The sequence below is a fragment of the Streptomyces sp. NPDC104761 genome, assembly GCF_055583445.1.
Genome location: NZ_JBVJNZ010000005.1, coordinates 451,788 through 466,851 on the forward strand (window position 1 = coordinate 451,788; position 15,064 = coordinate 466,851).

General features: G+C 72.3%; 12 protein-coding genes. 6 read left to right on the forward strand and 6 right to left on the reverse strand.

The window, feature by feature from the left end; translation table 11 throughout:
• Positions 1-59: 59 nt before the first annotated feature.
• The 3 genes from ACZ63F_RS17575 to pstB all read left to right on the forward strand — a co-directional run bounded on the left by ACZ63F_RS17575 (position 60) and on the right by pstB (position 3,972).
• Complete coding sequence (locus tag ACZ63F_RS17575) at positions 60-2,051, forward strand: Ig-like domain repeat protein (protein WP_469711960.1); 1,992 nt, start codon at positions 60-62, stop codon at positions 2,049-2,051.
• A 77-nt stretch (positions 2,052-2,128) separates the two neighbouring features.
• On the forward strand, positions 2,129-3,043 hold the full coding sequence (locus ACZ63F_RS17580; protein WP_469711962.1) for a sortase: 915 nt from the start codon (positions 2,129-2,131) through the stop codon (positions 3,041-3,043).
• Between the two features lie 95 nt (positions 3,044-3,138).
• A complete protein-coding gene (gene pstB, locus ACZ63F_RS17585) occupies positions 3,139-3,972 on the forward strand; it encodes a phosphate ABC transporter ATP-binding protein PstB (protein ID WP_469712061.1) in 834 nt (277 codons plus the stop codon).
• 15 nt (positions 3,973-3,987) lie between these two features.
• Here pstB and ACZ63F_RS17590 read toward each other — a convergent pair whose 3' ends face one another.
• Positions 3,988-4,818: a M55 family metallopeptidase gene (locus ACZ63F_RS17590; RefSeq protein WP_352090150.1), complete on the reverse strand. Its 831-nt coding sequence runs from the start codon at positions 4,816-4,818 to the stop codon at positions 3,988-3,990.
• 86 nt (positions 4,819-4,904) lie between these two features.
• On the opposite strand from ACZ63F_RS17590, the gene ACZ63F_RS17595 reads away from it, so the two are divergent.
• Positions 4,905-5,186, forward strand: coding sequence for a hypothetical protein (locus tag ACZ63F_RS17595; protein WP_352354072.1), 282 nt, complete (start codon positions 4,905-4,907; stop codon positions 5,184-5,186).
• A gap of 130 nt (positions 5,187-5,316) precedes the next feature.
• Positions 5,317-7,116, forward strand: a complete 1,800-nt coding sequence (locus tag ACZ63F_RS17600) for a phosphatidylglycerol lysyltransferase domain-containing protein (RefSeq protein ID WP_469711964.1) — start codon at positions 5,317-5,319, stop codon at positions 7,114-7,116.
• A 270-nt stretch (positions 7,117-7,386) separates the two neighbouring features.
• Here the strand turns inward: ACZ63F_RS17600 and ACZ63F_RS17605 are convergent, their stop codons facing one another.
• The 4 genes from ACZ63F_RS17605 to ACZ63F_RS17620 form a co-directional block, all read right to left on the reverse strand.
• The gene (locus ACZ63F_RS17605; RefSeq protein WP_469711965.1) at positions 7,387-8,844 is read right to left on the reverse strand and encodes a sensor histidine kinase; all 1,458 of its coding nucleotides are present in this window, start codon (positions 8,842-8,844) and stop codon (positions 7,387-7,389) included.
• Positions 8,845-9,597, reverse strand: a complete 753-nt coding sequence (locus ACZ63F_RS17610) for a response regulator transcription factor (RefSeq protein ID WP_469711967.1) — start codon at positions 9,595-9,597, stop codon at positions 8,845-8,847.
• 302 nt (positions 9,598-9,899) lie between these two features.
• Entirely contained in the window at positions 9,900-10,496 is a 597-nt protein-coding gene (locus tag ACZ63F_RS17615) for an FMN reductase (protein ID WP_469711969.1), read from the reverse strand.
• Entirely contained in the window at positions 10,493-11,638 is a 1,146-nt protein-coding gene (locus ACZ63F_RS17620) for an LLM class flavin-dependent oxidoreductase (protein WP_352354062.1), read from the reverse strand. The genes ACZ63F_RS17615 and ACZ63F_RS17620 overlap by 4 nt, the downstream gene beginning before the upstream one ends.
• A 276-nt stretch (positions 11,639-11,914) precedes the next feature.
• Here ACZ63F_RS17620 and ACZ63F_RS17625 point away from each other — a divergent pair, with 276 nt between their 5' ends.
• Complete coding sequence (locus ACZ63F_RS17625; protein WP_469711971.1) at positions 11,915-12,943, forward strand: thaumatin family protein; 1,029 nt, start codon at positions 11,915-11,917, stop codon at positions 12,941-12,943.
• A 46-nt stretch (positions 12,944-12,989) separates the two neighbouring features.
• Here ACZ63F_RS17625 and ACZ63F_RS17630 read toward each other — a convergent pair whose 3' ends face one another.
• Positions 12,990-14,984, reverse strand: a complete 1,995-nt coding sequence (locus ACZ63F_RS17630) for a sigma-70 family RNA polymerase sigma factor (protein ID WP_469711972.1) — start codon at positions 14,982-14,984, stop codon at positions 12,990-12,992.
• Between the last annotated feature and the right edge of the window lie 80 nt (positions 14,985-15,064).

Below are 15,064 nucleotides of genomic sequence, written 5' to 3' on the forward strand. Positions count from 1 at the left end.
GTACCACCCTGCCAGATCCCTCAGCAACACCCCAGCTCGCTCTTCTCAGGAGACTCACGATGCGCAATCTGCGCTCTTCGGCGGCGCTCGTCGCCGCTGCCGTGGTGGCCGGCGGCATCGCCCTCGCCAGCCCGGCGGTCGCCGACCCGGACTCCGGCACCTTCCGCCAGCTGGTCGGCGTGGGCTCGGACACCACCCAGGACGTGCTCAACGCCCTGGCCGGCGACACCGTCAACAACACCAGCTACTCCGCCACCGCCGTGAAGTCGACGAACGGCGCGGGCATCGCGTCGTACGACGCGATCCAGCCCGGCACCGGCGCCACCGGCACGAAGATCACCACCCGCACCGGCGGCACTACCTTCCTGCGCCCGAACGGGTCCGGCGCCGGCCGCACCGCCCTGAGCGAGTCGCTCACCGGTGACCTGGACGCCTCCGGCGCCTCGGTCAAGGGCCAGGTCGACTTCGCCCGCTCCTCCGGCGGTCCGTCCGCCTCCGGCTCCGCGCTCACCTACATCCCGATGGCGCGTGACGCGGTCGGCGTCGCGGTCAAGGGGTCGGGCCTGGACACCCTGACCGTGCAGCAGCTGCACGACATCTACATCGGCCACCTGACCGTGGTGAACGGGCAGACCGTGCACCCGAAGATCCCGCAGGGCGGCTCCGGCACCCGCAAGTTCTTCCTGAACGCGATCGGCGTGGCCGACAGCGACGTGCCCGCGAGCATCGGCGTCGTCCAGGAGAACCAGGCCAACGCGGCCCTCACCGAGGACGGCGCGCTCGTCCCGTTCTCGGTCGGTTCCTGGATCGCCCAGAACAACGGCGTCTCCCCCGACTACAGCAAGACGGCGGCCGCGGCCGGCGGCCACCTGGCCTCCGTGCAGCTGCCCGGCGACGACGGCGCCACCAGCCCGGTCACCACGGTGAACGGCAAGCTGGCCCCGGTCAACGCCTACTACGAGAACGCGACGTTCGGCCGTGACGTCTACAACGTCGTGCCGAGCCGGGCGATCGACCCGACCAGCATCTTCTACGACAAGGACCTGTACGACGTCTTCGTCACCAGCGGCAGCCACACGGCGCAGCTGGCGTCGGACGCCGCCGAGTCGGTCATCGCCAAGTTCGGCTTCGTCAACGAGTCCTACAACGGCTCCATCTCCGTCGCCAAGCACGCCAAGCTCGGCGGCCTGGAGGAGTCCAGCACCTTCGACCACTCGGTGCCGAACGCGCCCACCCTGAAGTCCACGGTCGGTGACGCGAGCCTCAAGCTCAGCTGGACCCCGAGCAGCACCGTCCCGGCCATGCCGGTGACCGACTACCGGATCACGCTGACCGACGCGGACGGCGGCGTCGTCGCCACGAAGGACGTCGCGACCACCACCACGTCGGCCTCCTTCGCCAGCCTGGCCACCGGCACCTACACCGCCACGGTCACCGCCAACAACGTGAACGGCACCGGTGCCGCGGCCACCTGGACCGGCGCGGTCAAGTACACCAGCAAGACGGCCGCCACCACCGCCACCACCCCCTACGGCAAGGTCCCCAAGGTCGCCGTCACCGTCACCGGCTCGCACGGCGTGAAGCCGACCGGCAAGGTCACCGTCAAGGACGGCACCACCGTCGTCGGCACCGGCACCCTCGACGCGTCCGGCAAGGTCACCATCGGTCTGTCGAACCACCTCAAGGTCGCCACGCACTCCCTGTCGGTCTCCTACGCGGGCAGCTCCAGCCTGAACGCGTCCTCGACGACCGTCTCCCTGAAGATCACCAAGGCCACGGCGTCGGTCTCCACCTCCGCCCCGACCTCGGTGAGCCACACCGCCAAGGCCAAGGTCGCCGTCAAGGTCACCGCGTCCGGCACCACCCCGACCGGCACCGTCCGCATCTACCAGGGCTCCAAGGTCATCGCGACCGGCACCCTGAGCGGCGGCAAGGTCACCGTCACCCTGCCGAAGCTGGCCAAGGGCAAGCACACCCTGCACGCCTTCTACGTCGGTTCCTCGACCGTGAACTCGAAGGCCGGCGCCAACTTCACCATCACCAGCAAGTGACCCTCTGACGGGCCCGCCGGGAGCCTCGACGGCTCCCGGCGGCCCCTCACCTATTCCCCCGAAGGAGGCGGGCCGCCATGACCGTCGCCGTACCGACACCGAAAACCCTGGCTCCGGCCGTGCCCCGCAGGCCCGTCCGCAGCCTCACCTTCGTCCGCCACCTCTCGCGGGGCGGACTGCTCAGCCTCGCCGCCCTGCTGCTCGGCATCACCGCCCAGCTGCTGGTGTTCAGCGGCGCCCAGGAACACTCCGCCCAGCACGCCGACTTCGACCAGCTGCGCGAGCAACTCGCCCTCGGCACCGCCCCGGTGGCGCAGACCGGGCAGGACGGCAAGCTGCTGGCACCCGGCACGCCGGTCGCGATCGTCGAGGTCCCCAAGCTGGGCCTGAGCCTGGTCGTCCTGGAGGGCACCGACTCCGCCGTCATGACCGACGGCCCCGGTCACCGCCGGGACACCCCGATGCCCGGCCAGGCCGGCACCAGCGTGCTGATGGGCCGGGCGGCGGCGTACGGCGGCCCGTTCGGCAGGCTCTCCCAGCTCGCCACGGGTGACACGTTCTCCGTCACCACCGGCCAGGGCAAGGCGAAGTTCCAGGTCATCGACGTACGGCGGGCCGGCGACCCGGCGCCGACGGCGCTGGCCCCGGGCAAGAGCCGGATCGTCCTCATCACCGCCACCGGCCCGAAGTACATGCCCTCCGGGATCCTGCGCGTCGACGCCGACATGGTCTCCACGCCGTTCCAGACCCCGTCGGCCGTGATCCGGGCCGGCACCCTGCCGAGCTCCGAGGAACCGCTGGCCCGCCCCTCCGGGGTGCCGTGGCCGCTGGTGATGTGGCTGCAGGCGCTGCTCCTCACCGCCGTGGCCGCCGTCTGGACCTGGCACCGCTGGGGCCGCCACCAGACGTGGATCGTCTTCGCCCCGGTCGTCGCGGTGCTCGGCCTCCAGGTCGCGACGCGGACCACCGAACTGCTGCCGAACCTGCTGTGACCGAGGTGAGTGAAGTGACTGAAGCAACCGAAGTGACCGAAGCAACTCAAGCGTTCGAGACGACCGAGACGACCGAGACAGCCGTGACTGCCGAGATGACCGACACCGCCGTACTCCCCACCGCCACCGCCACCGCCGTGGTGGAAGGACCCGCGCCCGCCACGCTCGAGGCCCGTGCGGTCTCCGCCTGGTTCGGCTCCCACCAGGTGCTCAGCCAGGTGTCGCTGACCATGCCCGCGGGCGAGGTGACCGCGCTGATCGGCCCGTCCGGCTGCGGCAAGTCGACGTTCCTGCGCACCCTCAACCGGATGCACGAGCTGATCCCGTCGGCGCAGTTCGGCGGCGAGGTGCTCTTCGAGGGCGAGGACATCTACGACCCGTCCTGGCGGCTGACCGACGCCCGCCGCAGGATCGGCATGGTCTTCCAGAAGCCGAACCCGTTCCCGGCGATGTCGATCTACGACAACGTGGTGGCGGGCCTGAAGCTGACCGGCACGAAGGTGACCCGCCGGGAGAAGGACGTCCTGGTCGAGGAGTCCCTGACCCGCGCCGGCCTGTGGAAGGAGGTCCGCGACCGGCTCCGCCAGCCCGGCGGCGCCCTCTCCGGCGGCCAGCAGCAGCGCCTGTGCATCGCGCGGGCCCTCGCGGTCCGGCCCAGGGTCCTCCTCATGGACGAGCCGTGCTCGGCCCTGGACCCCACCTCCACCCGCCGCGTCGAGGAGACCATCCAGGACCTGGCCGGCCAGGTGACGATCGTCATCGTCACCCACAACATGCAGCAGGCGGCGCGTGTCTCCCAGCAGTGCGCGTTCTTCCTGGCGGAGCAGGGCACGCCGGGCGGCATCGTCGAGCACGGCGACACCGAGGCCGTCTTCAACTCCCCGCAGGACCAGCGCACGGCCGACTACGTGGCCGGCCGGTTCGGCTGAGCCCGCCGTGGGAGGTCAGCAGTACGGCGGCTGGTTGGTGAGCGAGGAGGCGACCCGCATCCAGACGCCGAACTGGCGGTAGAGGGCGGGCAGCGGACCGCGGGCCTGCACGGTACGGCTGTCCAGGGCCGTCACCCCGGGGATGCCGAGGAGGACGGCGGGGACGGAGGCGGACTGCCAGCGCACGGCGAGGACCGACTCGCCCTCGGGGGCGGCGGGCCGCTTCGGCACGGGCGTCAGGGCCGCGAGCACCCCCTCCTCGATCGCCCGGCGGGCTTCCTCCGCCGGGCGCAGCTCCGCGGCGAACCGGTCCCGGGCGTACTTCACGGGCACGGCGACCACCGATTCCTCCCAGGCCGTCATCTCGGCGCACGCCGCGTCGTCACCCGTGAGGGCCACGACCGGAACGCCGAGAGCCGCGGCGGTGGCGTGCGCGAGCCCGATCTCGCCGGCGGGCCTCCCGTCCAGCCAGATGTCCTCGATCTCGTGGCCCATGAAGCTGTGACTCAGCACACCGAGGGCACCGGCCCGGGAGTGGTATCCGACACACACCGCCGCGTCGTGCTCCGCGGTGAGCCCCTCCAGCATCATCATCTTCTTCGGCTTGCCGCGGACCAGGCGGGCGGCGGGGTGCAGATGTTCGGGGAGCAGGTTCCGCATCGGCCCGTGGGCGTCGTTCACCAGCACCTCGGTCGCCCCGGCGGCCACCGCCCCGCGGATCGCCGCGTTCACGTCCTCGGCCATCATCGACCGGCCCCGCTCGTAGTCCCGCCCGCCCGGCTGCACATCGTCCCGGTCGACGAGCCCGGTGATGCCTTCCATGTCCACGCTGATGTAAATACGCACGTCCTGAGGCTATCCAGACCCTACGTATTGTAGGTTCCCCATCGGCCCCATCGGCCACGGCGGCTCGTCAGCTCACGGGGGTACTCATGCAGGGCACGGACACACAGGAGGCGCGGCGCAGCCTCGCCCCCACGGTGGCGGTGCTGGTGGCGAGCCTGCTGGTCGCGGCCGTGGGCGTCTACGAGCTCTCCGGCTTCGGCCTGCAGGCCCTCGACCGGCGCCCGCACCTGTTCAGCGACGGGCTGGCGACGGGCGGGGTGATCGTGGCGGCGGTGGCGGCCGGGGCGGCGATCGGCAACCTGGCGTGGATGCTGGCGGCCCGGCGGCGGGCGGAGCGGGAACGGGCGCAGGCTCCCGCACGTCCGTAAGAGCAGGACGCCCTTTCACACCGTATTCCGTACGACGGTGGACCGCTCCCGCGTCTCCCACCGTTACCCTACAGACTGTAGGGTCAACCCTCCGTCAACCCGCTCCCCGTCCCCAAGGTGACCGGTCCCCATGCCCGCACAGCTGTCGACCCTGATCCCGTCCGGCGTCTCCGCCGCCCTGCGCGCCCCCAGCGGCGCCCCGGGCGGCGCCCTGCGCAGACGGGCCGCCGACTTCACCGTCTGGTACCTGCGCGTGATCGCCGTGCTGAACATAGTGGCGGTGATGTCGCTCCCCTTCCGCCAGGAGGTCGACGAGCACAACAACGGCCGCATCACCCTGCACCTGCACCGGCAGCACGCGCACCACTCCGGCCAGTTCTTCACCCCGTACCTGGCCACGGCGGGCCTGGTCTCGGCCGCCCTCGCCATCTTCTTCGTGCTGGTGATGCGCCGCCGCAAGCGCGCGGCCTGGGTGGTCAATCTGCTGCTGTCCGCCCCGCTCTTCGCCCTCTACGTCCTCGCCCTCACCCAGCACGAGTACCGTGCCCACGCCTTCAACTGGGTCTCCGCCGCCGTCACCGGCCTCTTCGTGGCCGCGCTGCTGATCAGCCGCCGGGAGTTCATCGCCGTCGGCGACCCGTCGAACCCGAAGACGGCGCTGGCGGTGGGCGTGGGCGGCGTCCTGGTGACCGGCGGCCTGGGCACCCTCCTCGTCCACGCCACGAACAAGCTCCCCGGCGCCACCCTCCCCGACGAGATCGCCTACACCCTCCTGAGGGGTGTCAGCGTCGGCCCGCTCGCCGACCACGTCACCGCGGTCCACGCGCCCCGCTGGGCCGACATCATCATCAACCTCCTCCTCGCGGCAGCCTTCTGCCTGGTCCTCTACGCCGGCTTCCGCTCCCCGCGCGGCCGCCGCCTGCTCAGCCCCGAGGACGAGACGCGGCTGCGCTGCCTGCTGGACAAGCACGGCGCCCGCGACTCCCTCGGCTACTTCGCCCTGCGCCGCGACAAGATGGCGATCTTCTCCCCCACCGGCAAGTCGGCGGTCACCTACCGCGTCGTCGGCGGCGTCAGCCTCGCCTCCGGCGACCCGATCGGCGACCCGGAGGCCTGGCCGGGCGCGATCGACGCGTGGCTGACAGAGGCGCGGCAGCACGCCTGGACGCCGGCCGTCATGGGCGCCAGCGAGGAGGCGGGCACCGTCTACGCCCGGCACGGCCTGGACGCCCTGGAACTCGGCGACGAGGCCATCGTCGACATCGCCGACTTCTCCCTGGAGGGCCGTGCGATGCGCGTCGTCCGCCAGGCCCACAACCGGGTCCGCCGCGCCGGTTACACGGTCCGCATCCGCCGCCACGAGGACATCCCGGCCGACGAGATGGCGACCCTGATCGAACGGGCCGACAGCTGGCGCGACGGCGCCACCGAACGCGGCTTCTCCATGGCCCTGGGCCGCCTCGGCGACCCGGCGGACGGCCGCTGCGTGATGCTGGAGTGCCGGGACGCGGACGACACCCCCCGCGCCCTCCTCAGCTTCGTCCCCTGGGGCGAGCAGGGCCTCTCCCTGGACCTGATGCGCCGCGACCGCAACTCCGAGAACGGCCTGATGGAGTTCATGGTCGTCGAACTCCTCCTCCGCGCCGCCGAGCTGAAGGTCGAACGGGTCTCCCTCAACTTCGCGATGTTCCGCTCGGTCTTCGAACGCGGCTCCCGCCTCGGCGCGGGCCCGGTCCTGCGCCTGTGGCACGCGACCCTGACCTTCTTCTCCCGCTGGTGGCAGATCGAGTCCCTGTACCGCGCGAACGCGAAGTACCGCCCGGTGTGGGAGCCCCGCTACATCCTCTTCGCGAAGTCCAGCGACATCCCGAGGATCGGCCTGGCGAGCGCGCGGGCGGAGGGGTTCCTCACGGTGCCTTGGGGGTCGTGACGGGCACGGGAGACTCCAGCGTGTGCACTGGGTCCGCGAGCGGCCATGAGTGGGCTACGAGCTTCGCCGACGCATGAAGGAAACCGCCCTCGCCGCATTCCGGTCGATCGAGCGGGCGGGGAAGGCGTTCCCCTTGACCACCTCCAGCGCGCCGCGTACGGCCGTTGTCGCGCCCGCCGAAGACCGCTTCAGGCGGGTGGAAACGGCTCGTGACCGCTGATCGGCTGACGGACAGCGCGGAGGGCCGGGCGGCAGCTCACGGCATGTGGTTCACGTGCGCGGCAGCCCGCCGGCCACGATCCCTCCGCCCACCGTGAACCCGATCACCGCGCCGCCGCCCTCCCTGCGGAAGGCGAACGGGGCGCCGCCGTGGGCCATGGCGACCTCGCGGACGATGGAGAGGCCGAGGCCGGAGCCGGGCAGGGAGCGGGCGTCGGCGGCGCGGTAGAAGCGGTCGAAGATGCGGATCAGGTCGCCCTCGGCGATACCGGGGCCGCGGTCCAGGACCTCGACGCGGACCGTGCCCGGCCGGGCGGGGCCGGTCACGCTGATCTCGATGGGGGCCTTGCCGTCGCGGTCGAACTTGGCCGCGTTCTCGACGAGGTTGGAGACGGCCCGCTGGAGCATCCCCGGCCTGCCGTAGGTCGTGGTGTCGCCGGCCGCGCGCAGGACGACCTCGCGTCCGGTGCGGCGCCGGGCCAGCCCCGCCACGTCCTCCGCGATGTCGGCCAGGTCCACGTGCTGCGGGGGCTCGGTGTCGGACTGCCCGGCGGCGAGGTCGACCAGCTCGTTGACCAGGTCGGTCAGCTCGCGCGCCTCCTGGCCGAGGTCGGCGACGAGCTCGTCGCGGCTGGCGGGCGGCAGTTCGTCGATCCGGCGGAGCAGGGAGATGTTCGTACGGAGCGAGGTCAGGGGGGTGCGCAGTTCGTGGCCCGCGTCCTGGACCAGGCGCCGCTGGTCCTCCTCCGACTGGGCGAGGCGGCCGAGCATGCGGTCGAAGGCGCGGCCCAGCCGGCCCACCTCGTCCAGTCCGGTCACCGGGACCTGGATGCCGAGCTGCCGGGTCCGGGCCACGTCCTCCGCCGCCGACGTCAGGATCACCAGCCGGCGGGTGATCCGCCTCGCCAGCCACCAGCCGAACAGCCCGGCGGCCACCACCACGGCCGCCATCAGCAGCAGCGTCCGCTGCTGGAGCGCGTTGAGCAGGTCCTCGGTGTCGCTGAACTCCTGTGCCACCTGCACCGCGCCCCGCCCGCCGCCGAGCGCGACCGTGGCGATCCGGAACAGGTCCTCGCCGGCCTGGACGTCCTTGTGCTGGACCGTCTTCCCGGCCTCCGCGGCGGTGGCGGCCGCCCGGTCCGCGGCGGTGACGGGCAGCACCGGGCTGCCGCGGTCGACGATCTCGCCCCGCGCGCCGAGCACCTGGACGTCGGTGCGGGCGGGCCGGACCAGATCATGGCCGGGCTGGGAGGAGGAGAAGTCCTCCGGCACCATCCTGTGCTGCTTGACCTCGTCCTGGACGTCGGAGACGACCTGCGTGAACACCGACTGCTGGTCGACGCGGACCAGCCGGGCGGCGGCGTTGTACGACAGGATGCCGACGACGACCGTGACGACGGCCGTGACCGCCGCGAAGGAGACGACGAAGGTGGTCCGCAGGGAGACGAGGCCCGGTCGGCGCCGGGCCAGCACCCGCGTGAGCCGCTCCAGCCGCTGGAGAGGGCCCACTCAGTCCTCCCGCAGCACGTATCCCACGCCCCGGACCGTGTGGATCAGCTGCGGGGCGCCCGGCTCGTCGAGCTTGCGGCGCAGGTAGCCGACGTAGACGGCGAGGTTCTTGGAACCGGGGCCGAAGTCGTAGCCCCAGATGCGGTCGTAGATCGTGGAGTGGTCGAGGACGATGCCCGCGTTGCGCGCGAGCAGCTCGAGGAGTTCGAACTCGGTGCGGGTCAGCTCCAGCTCGCGCCTGCCGCGCCAGGCCCGGCGGGCCTGGAGGTCCATCCGCAGGCCGGCCGCCTCGATCTGCCGGTCGGAGATCTGGGGCTCCCGGCCGGGCTCGGCGGCGACACCGCCACCGCCACCGCCACCGCTGCTGCTGCCGCCGGTGGTCACGGGTGAGGTCCGGCGCAGCAGCGCCCGCAACCGGGCGAAGACCTCTTCGACGTCGAAGGGCTTGACGACGTAGTCGTCGGCGCCGGCGTCCAGTCCCGCGATCCGGTCGGCGGTCTCCACGAGCGCGGTCAGCATGAGGATCGGCGTACGGTCCCCCTCCGCCCGCAGCACGCGGCAGACCTGGAGGCCGTCGATGCCGGGCATCATCACGTCCAGGACGAGGACGTCGGGGTTGGTGCGGTGGGCGTGTGCCAGGGCCTCCACACCGTCCGCGACCGCCGTCACCTCATAACCCTCCAGGGTGAGGGCCCGCTCCAGGGCGTGGCGGATGGCGCGGTCGTCTTCGGCGAGCAGCACAGTCTGGGGCACCTCCCCAGTCTGCCAAGGCCTCCGGCGGTTCTGCCGTGGTGAGCGGGCCTACGATCACCCTTTTTACCTGCCTCTCACCGTCACAGACGCAACCGGGCGCTGGGCGGGGGCATGGGCGAGGGGCAGGAGGGCCGAGGGCGCCGAGGCGCCAGGGGCGGTTGCGGATGCACGCCGGGCTGCGGGCCAGTGGGGGCGGTCGCGCAGTTCCTCCCCCAGCCGTCGGCCGGGGTACCCCCAGCGCCCCTTACGGGGCGCTGCCCAGCCGTGTCTCTCACCTTGAGCGTCCCCACCGCCGGCCCGCCTCAGCTCGCGGTCAGCCTCGCCAGTTGCTCCGCGAACGGCACGACCGGCAGCTCCCCGGGCTGCTCGGGCACGCTCCGGCGCAGCCCCTGCATCAGCCCCGCCAGCTCCCCCGCCGCCCGCTCGACGCGGCTCTCCAGACCCTCCGCGCCCCAGTCCTCCGACGCCGCGTACACCGCCGTCGGCACGACCACCGCCCGCAGGTACGCGAACATCGGCCGCAGCGCGTGCTCCAGCACCAGCGAGTGCCGGGCCGTACCGCCGGTCGCCGCGATCAGCACCGGCTTTCCCGCCAGCGCGTCCTTGTCCAGCACGTCGAAGAACGACTTGAACAGCCCGCTGTACGACGCCGTGAACACCGGCGTCACGGCGATCACGCCGTCCGCCCCGGTCACCGCCTCCTGCGCGGCCGCCAGCTTCCGCCCCGGGAACCCGTTGGTGAAGTTGTGCGCGATCTCGACCGCGAGGTCGCGCAGCTCGACCACCTCGACCTCGACCGGGGCCTCGGCCTGCCGGCCCACGGCCGCGGCCAGCCGGTCCGCCAGCAGCCGCGTGGACGACGGCACGCTCAGCCCCGCCGACACGACGACGAGCTTCATACCCCGGCCTCCTTCTTGTCCGATGCCTTGGCGGCGGAACCGTCCGCAGCCTCGTCGGCCTTCTTCTCCGCCGCCGCGGCGGCCCGCAGCGACGCGTGCGTCGGCGCCTCCGGGACGTCCGCCGGACGGCCCTTCGCGAACTCCTTGCGCAGCACCGGCACGACCTCCTCGCCGAGCATGTCGAGCTGCTCCAGGACCGTCTTCAGCGGCAGCCCCGCGTGGTCCATCAGGAACAGCTGGCGCTGGTAGTCGCCCGCGTACTCGCGGAAGCCCAGCGTCCTCTCGATCACCTGCTGCGGCGAGCCGACCGTCAGCGGGGTCTGCTCGGTGAAGTCCTCCAGGGACGGCCCGTGCCCGTAGACCGGGGCGTTGTCGAAGTACGGCCGGAACTCGCGCACCGCGTCCTGCGAGTTCTTCCGCATGAACACCTGGCCGCCGAGCCCGACGATCGCCTGCTCGGGGGTGCCGTGCCCGTAGTGCGCGAACCGCTTCCGGTAGAACTCGACCATCCGCTTGGTGTGGTCGGCCGGCCAGAAGATGTTGTTGTGGAAGAAGCCGTCACCGTAGTAGGCGGCCTGCTCCGCTATCTCGGGCGAGCGGATCGAACCGTGCCAGACGAACGGCGGTACGCCGTCCATCGGCCGCGGGGTGGAGGTGAAGCCCTGCAGCGGGGTGCGGAACTTGCCCTCCCAGTCGACGACGTCCTCGCGCCACAGCCGGCGCAGCAGGGCGTAGTTCTCGATGGCGAGGTTGATGCCCTCGCGGATGTCCTGCCCGAACCAGGGGTAGACCGGCCCGGTGTTGCCGCGGCCCATCATCAGGTCCACCCGGCCGTCGGCCAGGTGCTGGAGCATCGCGAAGTCCTCGGCGATCTTCACCGGGTCGTTGGTGGTGATGAGGGTGGTGGAGGTGGAGAGGATCAGCTTCTCCGTCTGCGCGGCGACGTAACCGAGCATCGTGGTCGGCGACGACGGCACGAACGGCGGGTTGTGGTGCTCACCCGTCGCGAACACGTCCAGACCGACCTCCTCGGCCTTCAGCGCGATCGCGACCATCGCCTTGATGCGCTCCCGCTCGCTCGGCGTCCGCCCCGTGGTGGGGTCCGGCGTGACGTCGCCGACCGTGAAGATCCCGAACTGCATGCTCGCTCACCCTCCAGGTTGTTTACGATTCAACTATACCCGCAGAACGAGACCCCGCCGCCACCTATTCCCCACGCTCACTGCTCACGCCCTGTCAGGGGCGCTGGGGGTACCCCCGGCCGAAGGCTGGGGGAGGAACCGCGCGACCAGCCACGGCGAACCCGCAGCCACACCGCACCCACCAGCCACCCCTTGCATTTCCGTTGTCCCACCACCCCCGTCCAGGTCTCCCCTACGACAGCCCACACCCGTGGGAACGGACAGGAGCCCCGTGACATGCAGCACCACCGCCGCCGCAGACCCCGCCGGTACTCCGGCCCCGCCGCCACCGCCGCCGTCGTCCTCACCTGCCTCGCCCTGGTGACCGGCGTGGTGCTGGCCCGTATGCAGTCGGGCCCTGCCGCGGACCGGCGGACCACAGCCGCCGAACCTGCGGCCCCACCCCGTACGACGGCCGCCGCCACCCCCCTCGCCAGCCCTTCCGGGAAGCCGTCACCGTCCGGACCGGCCTCGACGACCCCGCACGTCGGCTCCTCCCTCACGACCATCGCCACCTCGCCCTCCCGTACCGCGAAGCGGCCGACAACCGCCGCCCCGGGCTCCGGCAAACGCACCGTCACCCTCGTCAACCGGCTCGACCAGACCATCTGGCCGGCCATCGCCGCCGACCCCAAGCACCCGGTCGAGGCCACCGGCTGGGTCCTGCGCCCCGGCGCCAGCCTCAGCTTCACCGTCCCCGACCACTGGGACGTCCGCCTCTGGGCCCGCACCGGCTGCTCCTTCGACGCGGCGGGCGACGGCGACTGCCTGACCGGCGGCTGCGGCCACTTCCAGTGCGGCGCCACCTGGGGCGAATTCCCCTCCACCCTCGCCGAGTTCAACCTGAACGCCTGGAACGGCATGGACTTCTACGACGTCAGCCTGGTCGAGGGCACCAACCTGCCGATGTGGATCAACAGTTACGGCGGCACGTCGAAGGACAGGATCGACGCCGACGGCTGCTCGGCCGCCGGCTGCACCCGGGACGCCAACGCCACCTGCCCCGCCGAGCTCCAGCGCGTCCGCGACGGCCACGTCGTCGCCTGCCTCAGCGCCTGCCTGGTCTTCCACACCGACCAGACCTGCTGCACCGGCGCCTACGCGGCCCGCCCCCAGTGCGTCCCGTCCTCCTGGCCGGTCGACTCGGCCAAGGTCTTCAAAGCGGCCGAGCCCTTCGCCTACTCCTACGTCAACGACGACGCCACCAGCGTGCTCACCTGCTCCGGAGAGTGCGGATACCGCATCACCTGGGGCGTCAGCCCATGACCCGGAGGGGGCCGGTACGGCCGTCGCCGGCACCGGCCCCCTCCGCTCAGCGCGCCGCCTGGAAGGCCCGGCCCGCCGCCGTGGCCGCCGTACCGCTCGTGAACAGCCCGCTGCTCGGCTTCGCCGGGTCCGCGCCGAGCCCGAACCACGCGTACCGCTGCACGTACGGCAGCGCGTCGAGCGCCTTCGTGGACGCCGTGACGAAGTCCGCCTGCTGCTGCGCGGACGGGAACCGGGTCCCCTGCGAGAAGTCGATCAGCGCGTACTCGGTGAGCCAGATCGGCTTGTGGTAGCGCGCGTACACCGCCGACAGGTACGAGGTCAGCTGCTGCACGGCCTGCGGGGTGCGGAAGTCGCCGCCGTACCAGTGCAGCGTGATGAAGTCGACCCGGTACCCCTTCGCCTTCGCCCCGGACATGAACCGGTCCAGCCAGCCGCCGGCCGTGTCCCCGCCGTACGCCACCGCCGGGCTGCCCAGCACCTTGCCGGCCGCCATCAGCTTCGGCCACAGCGCCAGCGCCTGATCGACCGTCATGTTCGACTGCTGCGCCATGTCCGGTTCGTTGAAGCCCAGGAGGTACGGCCCCGCCGCCCGCGCCTGCGCCAGTGCGGTGTCGGTGACGGACGCGGAGCCCCAGATCATCGGCACGAAGGAGGCCGAGGACGGGGTCGTCACGCCCTGGTGCTGGGTGTTCCAGGTGTAGTACCAGGTCGCCCCGCTCGCCGCGAGCGCCTGGCTCACGCCGTTGAACGTCCAGACCCCGACGCCCTTCTTCGCGCCGGAGGCCACCCGCACCTCAGCCGCGGTGTGCTTCGACGGGGCCGGCTCGGCCGGCGGTTTCGGGGACGCGCTGCGGCTGGGGGAGGGCGAAGGGGAGGCGGAGTGCGTCGGGCTCTGGCTCTGGCTCGGGGACGCGACGGCCACCGGCGTCGGCGGGGCCGTGTCCGCGGCCGGGGCGGACGGGCCCCCCGTCATCCGGGCCGCGACCAGTGCGACCGCCGCGACGACCGCGACCGCCGCCGAACCGCCCACCACCGCCTGCCTGCCCACGAGTCGGCGGCTGGCCCGCCTGCCCGTCCGACGGCCCGCACGCCCGTGCCGACCCCGCGGACGGCCCCCACCACCGGAATCGGCGGCACCGGTCGCATGGGGCGCGGTGACATGGGATGCGGTGACATGGGGTGCGGTGGCATGGGGCCCGGTGACGTGAGGCCCGGTGACGTGAGGCCCGGTGACGTGGGCCAGCACCCGGGCCGGGTCGAGGCCGGCCGGTACGGCCACCAGCGGCAGGCCGCTCAGCAGCCGGTCCATCGGCAGCAGCCCCCGCTCCAGGCCCGCGCACACCCCGCAGCCGCGTATGTGACGCCCGAACCGCTTGCGCCACAGCGGACTCGGCGTGCCGTCCCACGGCGCGGCGATCCCGTCCAGCTCGGCGCAGCGCGGGTCGGCCGCCAGCCCGCGCACGACCCCCCGCGAGACCTCCATCTGCTTCTTCATCCGCTGCACCCGCACCGCCGCATGCCGGTCGGACAGCCCCAGCGCACCGGCGAGTTCGGCACGCTCCAGGTCGCCGGTCTCCTCCAGCCACCACAGCGACAGCAGCTCCTGGTCGTCCGGGTCGAGCCAGCGCGTCGCCTCCGCGACCTCCCGGCGCTGCTCGGTCAGGCCCAGCCGCAGGATGGTCAGCCCGGCGAAGTCGAGCGCCGGGTCGGTGATCGTCTCCGCGTCGTCCAGGCGCGCCCGGCGGTCCCGGTCCGTGGCCCGCGACTGCTCCCGGTTGCGCACCTGCCGGATCGTGATGGCGACGAGCCACGACCGGAACGCGGACGGGTCCCGCAGCTTCTCCAGTCCCCGCACCATGCGCAACAGCGTCTCCTGTACGACGTCGTCGACATCGGCATGACCGTTCAGGGCCCGGCCGACGATGTTGTAGACCAGCGGCAGGCACGCGGTCACCAGGTACTCCAGAGCCGCTCTGTCCCCCGCGCGGGCGGCGGTCACCACCCCGGGGTCGGGTCCGCTCCGATGGTTCTCGGTCATGTGGGTCTGTTCCTCCGCGCAGAGTCCGGCTGTCGGAACGGAGACCCCGCGCAGGACGCGGGGACAACAGAAAACCGGCG

Bases quoted from the DNA above. Each gene is read 5' to 3' on its own strand.
- ACZ63F_RS17600 (WP_469711964.1), top strand. From the start codon at position 5,317: ATGCCCGCACAGCTGTCGACCCTGATCCCGTCCGGCGTCTCCGCCGCC.
- ACZ63F_RS17625 (WP_469711971.1), top strand. From the start codon at position 11,915: ATGCAGCACCACCGCCGCCGCAGACCCCGCCGGTACTCCGGCCCCGCC.
- ACZ63F_RS17580 (WP_469711962.1), top strand. From the start codon at position 2,129: ATGACCGTCGCCGTACCGACACCGAAAACCCTGGCTCCGGCCGTGCCC.
- ACZ63F_RS17615 (WP_469711969.1), bottom strand. From the start codon at position 10,496: ATGAAGCTCGTCGTCGTGTCGGCGGGGCTGAGCGTGCCGTCGTCCACG.
- ACZ63F_RS17595 (WP_352354072.1), top strand. From the start codon at position 4,905: ATGCAGGGCACGGACACACAGGAGGCGCGGCGCAGCCTCGCCCCCACG.
- ACZ63F_RS17575 (WP_469711960.1), top strand. From the start codon at position 60: ATGCGCAATCTGCGCTCTTCGGCGGCGCTCGTCGCCGCTGCCGTGGTG.
- ACZ63F_RS17630 (WP_469711972.1), bottom strand. From the start codon at position 14,984: ATGACCGAGAACCATCGGAGCGGACCCGACCCCGGGGTGGTGACCGCC.
- pstB (WP_469712061.1), top strand. From the start codon at position 3,139: ATGACCGACACCGCCGTACTCCCCACCGCCACCGCCACCGCCGTGGTG.
- ACZ63F_RS17620 (WP_352354062.1), bottom strand. From the start codon at position 11,638: ATGCAGTTCGGGATCTTCACGGTCGGCGACGTCACGCCGGACCCCACC.